This is a genomic window from Saccharopolyspora soli (assembly GCF_022678645.1).
In the GTDB taxonomy this organism is placed as follows: domain Bacteria; phylum Actinomycetota; class Actinomycetes; order Mycobacteriales; family Pseudonocardiaceae; genus Saccharopolyspora; species Saccharopolyspora soli.
In genome coordinates this window covers 175,472-181,595 of sequence record NZ_JALBWV010000010.1, presented here as the reverse complement: position 1 = coordinate 181,595, position 6,124 = coordinate 175,472, and the positions used below count along the sequence as shown (strand labels likewise).

Genomic DNA, 6,124 nt, shown 5'->3' with positions numbered 1-6,124 from the left:
CCCCAGCCGAGCGCTTAACTAAACTCCTGACCGAAGCCAATTGATCACTCGTGTTGCAACCACCCCTGGAATCCACCCTGGGTAAAGGGTGCCCTTCACTCCTCACCCGACTGGGGTCGTGAGTGCGTAGCCGGGTTGGAGCCCGGTTGCGCACTCACGAGCGGGCGAGGCGGGTGAGCGCTGCGCAGTCCTCCGGGGACACCGCTGCCCAGCGGTCGGCGGCGACCTCGGCGAACGCTTCGCGCACCTCGGCGCCCAGGGCCTCGCCTTCTTCGGTCAGGGCTAGGCGGCTGATCCGGCGGTCGCTGCGGTCCGTCACGCGGGTCAGGAAGCTCCGCCGTTCCAGCCGGTCGACCATGCCGGTGATGTTGGTCTTGTCGCAGCCCAGCAGCGTCGCGAGCTCGCCGAGCGACGGTGAGCGGTCCTTGAGCAAGCACAGCAGCTCGATCTGCTGGGGTGTCAGCCCGAATCGGCGAGCGATGGCCGCGTAGAGCCCGCGCAGTTCGCGGTGCAGGGCCATCAGGGCGCGCAGGAAGTCCGGGTCCACACGCGCAGATTACCTCGACAGTTGACATCCTCGACAATTTTAGTCCAGCATCTCAACTAACGACTAACTCAACTAATGGAGACGGACGTGCCCCGAACTGCCCTGGTGACCGGAAGCTCGCGCGGCATCGGCCGGGCCATCGCCGAACGGCTCGGCGCCGACGAGATGAACGTGGTCGTCAACTACCGAACCGACCGGGCCGCCGCCCACGACGCCGTGGCCAAGATCGAGGCAAGCGGCGGGCGGGCCACAGCGGTGCGGGCCGACGTCACCGACCCCGCCCAGCTGCGCGACCTGTTCGACGCCGCGCAGCGGCACTTCGACGGCCTCGACGTCCTGGTGAACAACGTCGGCACGGCGCGCTTCTCCCCCATCGCCGAGGCAACCGACGAGGACTACGACACACTGTTCGACACCAACACCCGAGCCACCTTCACGGCTCTGCGGGAGGCGGCGAACCGGCTCCGCGACAGCGGCCGGATCGTGGTGGTCTCCAGCGGGACGGTCGCGACCACCCGGCCCGGTACCGGCCTCTACGGCGCCGCCAAGGCTGCCGGTGACCAGCTGGTCCGAGTGCTCGCGAAGGAACTCGGGTCGCGCCGGATCACCGTAAACGGGGTGCGGCCCGGCCCGGTCCGCACCGATGGACTCGCGGAACTGCAACCCGAATCGGTCCTGGAACGGGTCGCGGCGCAAACCCCGCTCGGCCGGATCGGCGAACCTGCCGACATCGCCGACATCACGGCGTTCCTGGCCGCCGACGACAGCCGGTGGATCACCGGCCAGATCATCCACGCCGGTGGCGGCAGCTTCTGATCGGCGCCTGCGGTAACACCTCAGACGCCGCCTCAGCCTGCCGATCCCGAGACAACTCCTGTTTTAAAGCCCTCTCCAGCAGCGGCGATGAACTCAGCGGAGGGTGCCGGTGCCCAGCGGCGCGAACTCGCGCAGCGCTTGATCCACTCGGGCCAGTGTGTCGGCGTGCAAGCCGATTCGGGCCGCTTCGAGGTTCTCGGTGATGTGCGCGGGCGTCCGGGAACCTGGAATGGGCGCCACAGCCGGGTCCTGGTGCAGCAGCCAGGACAGTGCGAGCTGGCCCGGCGTGATGTCGAGTTCCGCGGCCAGCGACCGGATCGGCGCATACCGGTCGTTGTTGGCCGCCAGGTGCGCCGCGTCGAACCTCGGGACGTTTCGGCGGAAGTCGCCCTCGGCGACCTCTCGCACGGTGCCGGTGAGGAAACCGCCGCCCAGCGGGCTCCACGCCACGACGCCCACTCCCAGTTCACGCGCGGTAGCAAGCAGCTCGGCGTCGATCGGCTGCCACATCGACCACTGGGTCTGCACCGCCGCGACCGGGTGCACGGCGTGCGCTCGACGCAGCTGATCCGCATCCACATTGGACAGTCCGAGGTGCTGGACCAAGCCGTCCCGCACCAACTCGGCGACCGCGCCCACGGTGTCCTCGATCGGCACGACCGGGTCCGGGAAGTGCGGGTAGTACAGGTCGATCCGGTCGGTGCCGAGGTTCGCCAGGCTCTGCTCCGCGTAACCCCGGACGTGCTTGGGCTCGGCGTTCACCGCCAACTCACCGAAGGCGTAGTTCACCGGGAACTCGTGTGGCCGCGCGCCTTCGGGGACCCGGAAGCCGAACTTGGTGGCGATCACGACATCGTCGCGATGGCCGCGCACAGCCTCGCCGACGATGCGCTCGTTGTGGCCGTCCGCGCCGTAGCCGTCGCTGGTGTCGATGAACGTCGCCCCGGAGTCGATGGCGTGCCGCAGCGCGTGCACCGCCCGGTCGTCGTCGATCTCGCCGTACATGCCGGGCGACAGGACCATGGCGCCGAAACCGATCGCCGGAACGTCCAGGCCGCCGAGGGAACGGGTTGGCAGTGCTCCAGTCATGCACCGATCCTCGTACCGAGCGGGTTCGATGTCGAAGACCCGGTGTTATAACCGATGGTTATGGACGTCCACCTGAGACATCTCCGCTATTTCGTCGCGGTGGCTGACGAGCTGCACTTCACCCGCGCCGCGCAGCGGCTGTTCGTCTCCCAGCCCGCGCTGTCGAAGCAGATCCGGGTGCTCGAACGCGAACTGGGCTTCGCCCTGTTCGAGCGCCGGTCTCGCGACGTGGTGCTCACCGCACAAGGCACGGCGCTGCTGCCCGAGGCCACGGCCACGCTCGAAGCGTGGGAACGCGCCCAGCAAGCCGCACGGGAAGCGGCGGAGCAGCGGGAGCTCGTCGTCGGCATGCAGACCGCCGTCGGCCGTGGCTTGCAGCGCCGGGCGATGCGCCGGTTCAGCGAGCAGCTGCCGCGGTGGCGGGTGGTGCTTCGGTTGGTGGACTGGACGGATCCGACCGCCGGGCTGGCCGACGGCACCTCGGACGTCGCGTTCGTCTGGCGGCCGGTGCGACCACGCGACATCAGCACCCGCACCTTGCGGCGCGAGCGGCGGGTGGTGGCCATGCCCGACGACCACCCGCTGGCGGACCGGGCGGAGATCCCCTTCAACGACCTGCTCGACGAACCGTTCATCGCACTGCCCCCGGAAGCCGGTGAGCTGCGCGACTTCTGGCTGGCCAGCGACGCCAGAGGAGGCCGCGCCCCGGTGATCGGCGCGGTCGCCGGATCAGCGGACGAGGTGTTCGAGGCCATAGCGGCCGGACTCGGCGTGGTGCTGCTCGCGGAGGGCAACGCGAAGCTCTACAACCGGCCGGGCATCACCACCCGCCCGGTCATCGGACTGACCCCAGCGGAACTCGCGATCGCCTGGCGCACCAACGACACCCGCCTAGCGGTCCAAGCCTTCCGCAACGCCCTCGAAGAATCGGAACACAACGTCTCCCCCGACTGACCTTCCGCGACCGACCGACGCCCTATGACCGGCTCCCGGCATTGCCGAGCAGTCGGGCTCGTTTCGCAGTGAGCCTCAGCAACCCGCGCCGCGTCGACGACCACGATGTGGGATCTCCCATGACAGCGGGAATTGTTCGTCGTCGTGCGGCGTCTCCGAAGGCATCGATCATTGCTTAGGAGAACTAGTGACGTCTGCCCCGCCGACGCCTGTCGCCGACGTGAGCACCGGAGCCCGACCCCGGCGCATGTCGCCCACCGCGGCGTTCTGGACGCTGGCCGCCACGCTGCTCGCGTTCATGTGCGCCGCTGCGGCCCCCTCCCCGCTCTACTCCGTTTACCAGGACGAATGGCAGTTCTCCGCGATCACGCTGACAGTGGTCTTCGCGGTCTACGCGATCGCCCTGCTCGCCGCTCTCATCACCGTCGGCGCGCTGTCCGACCACATCGGGCGCCGCCCGGCCCTGCTCGCCGCGCTCGCCACCCAGGCCGTGGCCATGATCGCGTTCATCACCGCCGACGGCAGCGGCTGGCTGTTGGTCGCACGCATCCTGCAAGGACTCGCGACGGGGTTGGCGACGGGCGCGACCAGCGCGTGCTTGGTGGACCTCCGCCCGAAACTCGCCCCGCTGATCAACACCGCTGCTCCGGGCATCGGGCTCGGGGCGGGCGCGCTGGGCTCGGGTCTGCTCGTCGAGTACGCCCCCGCCCCGACCACCCTGGTCTACGTGCTGCTCCTCGTGGCATGCGCGGTGTCGGCCGTCGGCGTCGCGCTGATGCCCGAGACGTCCCCGAGACATCCTGGCGCCCTGACCTCGCTGCGGCCCAGGATCGGCGTGCCGGGCAACGCCCGTGGCCGGTTCCTCACCGTGGTGCCGATCCTGGTCACCACCTGGTCCATGACCGGCTTCTACATGTCACTGGGCCCGTCCCTGGCCATCGAACTGCTCGGCATCACCAACCACCTGGTGGGCGGGTTCGTGGTCTGCTGCCTGATGGGCACCGCGGCGATCGGCTCGATCGTGTTCCGCCACCGCAGTCCGCGCGCCGCGATCATCGCGGCCTCGCCGGTGCTGCTGGTGGGCCTGATCGGCACTCTCGCCGCGCTGGCCACGGCGTCCGCGCCGCTGTTCTTCGTCAGCACCGTGATCACCGGGTTCGGTTTCGGCGGCGCGTTCCTGGGCGCGTTCGGCAGCGTGTCCCAGCTCGCCGAGCCGAACCGACGCGCAGCCCTGTTCGCGACGGTCTACACGGTCAACTACTCGGCCTTCAGCCTCCCCGCGGTGGCGGCCGGTGTGGCGGTCACCCAGGTCGGCCTGAGCTGGACGGCCAACGCCTACGCGATCATCGTTGCCGTGGTGGCGACCATCGGTCTCATCTCCGCGGTGCGCCTGCTGCCCAAGCACTGAGCCCGGCCGGGCTCGACCCTGCAGCGCGAAATCGCCCCTGGTCCCGGTCTCGGGGCCGGAATCAGGGCCGTCTCCGGAACTCGCCGGATGCCGCGCGATCCGCGCGACCAACAGCCTGTACCGATGGCTAAGGGAACCTCGCAACGCTGGCGGCAGGCCGTCGTCTGGCTGCACGTGATCACCTCAGTCGGCTGGATGGCCCAGGCGTTGGTGCTGTTCACCCTGCTCGCGGTGAGCGCCACCAGCAACGACCCCGAAGTGCGGATCAGCGCGACGTCGATGGCGCACGTGGTCGACGTGCGCCTGCTCGCCCCGTTCGCCAACGCTGCCGCGTTCACCGGCCTCATGCTCGCCGCGGCCACCGCCTGGGGCTTCTTCCGGAATTGGTGGGTGCTGGTCAAGTTCGCGATCACGATCGTCCAGCTCTACGCCGGGATCTTCATCCTGTCCGGCGCATTGGAGAACTCGGTCGCGACGGCCGAGGCCGGGCTGCCCACCCCGCCGCTGTCCCAACTCGTCGGAACCTCGTTGATGGCCTCGGCGATCGCGTTCCAGGCCTGGCTGTCGGTCGCCAAGCCCTGGCGCCGAACCCCCTGGGCGGGAAAGCGGAAGCTGCCGACCGCGCCGAACCGCGTCTTCGTCGCGGCGGTGATCGCGCCGCTGATCGACATCGCGACCGGAATCGTGCTCGGCTTCCCCTCCCCGCTCTGCCAACTGATCGTGCTGACCACCGCCCTGATCACCCGCCACCGCCGAATCCACCGGCAGCAGGGCAAAACCCGATCAGTGACCGCGGAACAGCACGCCGAGTTGGCCTAGCTCCGCCTTCGCGCGGGTCAGGTGGTCACGATCCGGGCGATGACCGAGGTGAGCAGATTCCGTTCGGCGGTCGGCAAATCCGCAGTCGCCTTGTCCAGCCGGTCCGTCACGCCCTGGTGCGCCTGGACGGCGAGTTGGGCGCCGTGGTCGGTCAGTTCGATCCGGCAGGCGCGGCGGTCGCGCAAGTCGCGGGCGCGGACCACCAGGCCACGCCGTTCGGCGCGGTCCACCAGCCCGGTCAGGCTGGACTTCTCCAGGTGCAGCAGGCGTCCGAGCTCCGCCATTCCGACCGGACCGTCGGTGAGCAGGCAGAGCAGCTGCGCCTGCTGCGGGGTGAGCTCGTAGGAGCGCGCGACGTCGGCGAACAAGTGCTGCACCAGGTGTGTGAGCCGCACCAGCGCGACCGCCAGTCCCTGCTCCTCGATCGTCTTGGTCATGCCATGCCTCCGGCGATCGAGTGTACTTGACAGCGGTTCGCGGTACGAACTAAC

General features: G+C 69.3%; 7 protein-coding genes. 4 read left to right on the top strand and 3 right to left on the bottom strand.

Going from position 1 to position 6,124, the window contains the following annotated elements:
* Nucleotides 1–154: 154 nt before the first annotated feature.
* A complete protein-coding gene (locus tag MOQ72_RS10360; RefSeq protein ID WP_242182393.1) occupies nucleotides 155–547 on the bottom strand; it encodes a MarR family winged helix-turn-helix transcriptional regulator in 393 nt (130 codons plus the stop codon).
* A gap of 87 nt (nucleotides 548–634) precedes the next feature.
* Here MOQ72_RS10360 and MOQ72_RS10355 point away from each other — a divergent pair, with 87 nt between their 5' ends.
* Nucleotides 635–1,363, top strand: a complete 729-nt coding sequence (locus MOQ72_RS10355) for an SDR family oxidoreductase (RefSeq protein ID WP_242182391.1) — start codon at nucleotides 635–637, stop codon at nucleotides 1,361–1,363.
* A 93-nt stretch (nucleotides 1,364–1,456) separates the two neighbouring features.
* On the opposite strand, the gene MOQ72_RS10350 is transcribed toward MOQ72_RS10355, so the two are convergent.
* On the bottom strand, nucleotides 1,457–2,452 hold the full coding sequence (locus MOQ72_RS10350) for an aldo/keto reductase (RefSeq protein ID WP_242182389.1): 996 nt from the start codon (nucleotides 2,450–2,452) through the stop codon (nucleotides 1,457–1,459).
* 60 nt (nucleotides 2,453–2,512) lie between these two features.
* On the opposite strand from MOQ72_RS10350, the gene MOQ72_RS10340 reads away from it, so the two are divergent.
* The 3 genes from MOQ72_RS10340 (at nucleotide 2,513) to MOQ72_RS10330 (ending at nucleotide 5,633) form a co-directional block, all read left to right on the top strand.
* Nucleotides 2,513–3,406, top strand: a complete 894-nt coding sequence (locus MOQ72_RS10340; protein WP_277953835.1) for a LysR substrate-binding domain-containing protein — start codon at nucleotides 2,513–2,515, stop codon at nucleotides 3,404–3,406.
* 187 nt (nucleotides 3,407–3,593) lie between these two features.
* Nucleotides 3,594–4,814, top strand: a complete 1,221-nt coding sequence (locus MOQ72_RS10335; RefSeq protein WP_242182387.1) for an MFS transporter — start codon at nucleotides 3,594–3,596, stop codon at nucleotides 4,812–4,814.
* A gap of 123 nt (nucleotides 4,815–4,937) precedes the next feature.
* The gene (locus MOQ72_RS10330; protein ID WP_242182386.1) at nucleotides 4,938–5,633 is read left to right on the top strand and encodes a hypothetical protein; all 696 of its coding nucleotides are present in this window, start codon (nucleotides 4,938–4,940) and stop codon (nucleotides 5,631–5,633) included.
* 17 nt (nucleotides 5,634–5,650) lie between these two features.
* On the opposite strand, the gene MOQ72_RS10325 is transcribed toward MOQ72_RS10330, so the two are convergent.
* Nucleotides 5,651–6,070: a MarR family winged helix-turn-helix transcriptional regulator gene (locus MOQ72_RS10325; RefSeq protein ID WP_242182384.1), complete on the bottom strand. Its 420-nt coding sequence runs from the start codon at nucleotides 6,068–6,070 to the stop codon at nucleotides 5,651–5,653.
* Nucleotides 6,071–6,124: the final 54 nt, after the last annotated feature.